This window comes from Actinophytocola oryzae (genome assembly GCF_004364325.1).
Classification (GTDB): Bacteria; Actinomycetota; Actinomycetes; order Mycobacteriales; family Pseudonocardiaceae; genus Actinophytocola; species Actinophytocola oryzae.
This window is the reverse complement of the sequence record NZ_SOCP01000051.1, coordinates 1-1,470: the sequence shown is the minus strand read 5'-3', so window position 1 is coordinate 1,470 and position 1,470 is coordinate 1. Positions and strand designations below refer to the sequence as shown.

1 protein-coding gene is annotated in these 1,470 nt (G+C 62.4%); it reads left to right on the top strand.

Annotated features, from left to right (window positions below; all coding sequences use genetic code 11):
* Positions 1-46 precede the first annotated feature (46 nt).
* On the top strand, positions 47-1,231 hold the full coding sequence (locus CLV71_RS47375; RefSeq protein ID WP_166664562.1) for an IS4 family transposase: 1,185 nt from the start codon (positions 47-49) through the stop codon (positions 1,229-1,231).
* Positions 1,232-1,470 lie beyond the last annotated feature (239 nt).

Below are 1,470 nucleotides of genomic sequence, written 5' to 3'. Positions count from 1 at the left end.
CAATGCTGGTCGGTTAGGTTGTGACAGGGCCGGTAGCCTGCGGTTTGTGGATCTTGAGACGGACGCAGGCCCGGGCCCTAGCTTGGCTGACCAGGCCGCTATTGGTGTGCTGACTCGGACGTTCCCGGTCGCGTTGGTGGATCGGGTCATTGATCAGTACTGGCGTCGGGAACAGCGGACGCGTGCGTTGCCGGCGCGGCTGGTGTTCTATTTCACGCTGGTCTTGTGTTTGTTTCCGCAGGAGTCGTATCGGTCGGCGATGAAGATTCTGATGTCGGTGTTCGGTCGCGGCGGACAGGGTTATCGAGTGCCCACGACCGGGTCGATCGGTGATGCTCGCAGCCGGTTGGGGTCGGGCCCGATGGAGACGGCGGTGCGTGCGGTGATGGCGCCGCAGGCGCGACCGGAAACGCGGGGTGCGTGGTATCAGGACTGGTTGCTGTGTGCGGTGGACGGGACAACGTTCACGGTGCCGGACACCGACGAGAATGATCGTGCGTTCGGTCGGCCTGGCTCGGGCCGCGGTGAGGGTAAGACGGCGTATCCGCAGATTCAGGCGGCGTGTTTGGTCGAGTTGGGCACGCATGCGGTCTTCGACGCCCGGGTGGATGGTTATGCTGCCGCGGAAACGATGTTGATCGAGGAGATGTTCTCCTCGATGCGCCTGGGCATGCTGGTGCTGGCCGATCGGCATATCTACTCGTTCCACCGGTGGATCAAGGCCGTGGACACCGGCGCTGACCTGCTGTGGAGGGTGACGTCCAGCCTCATCCTCCGGCCGGTGGAGCTGCTGGCTGATGGGTCCTACATCGCCGAGGTGATTCCGCCCAAGAAATCCGGCCTCGCGTCCTTCCGATTGCGGGTTGTCGAGTACCGGCTGCCCGAGTCGGACGAGATATATCGGCTGGTAACCACGATCATGGACCCGCGGCGGGCCCCGGCGAAGGATCTCGCGATGCTCTACCACGAGCGCTGGGACATCGAGGGATTCCTCAAGCAGATCAAGAGTGTGCAGCTCAACAGCGAGAAGATCTTTCGGTCGAAGTCGCCGGACAGGGTGCGGCAGGAGTTCTGGGCGCATCTGGGGGTCCATTACGCCACGATGCGCGTTCAGGTGGACGCCGCTGATCACGCGAAGCTGGATCCCGACCGGATCTCACATAAGAACACGGTTCGCATCATCCGGTCCCGCGTGTGGAAACCGGAGTCTTTTCCCCCTCACGCACGATAACGATCACTACCGCGTGTTGCTTGCCGAAGTGCTTGATGAGATCAACCCCAAGCGCAGAGACCGAAGCTATCCCCGCGTGATCAAGAGGAAGATGAGCAACTTCGCTGTCAAAAGGCCGCAGCATCGACAACGACGCCATACCAGCCGGCCATCACGTTCAGCTGTCACCATCACTCCACCCAGCAAGCCCAGACCCACCCGCCGACCAGCCAGGACCACCTAACCGACCGGCATTGGGC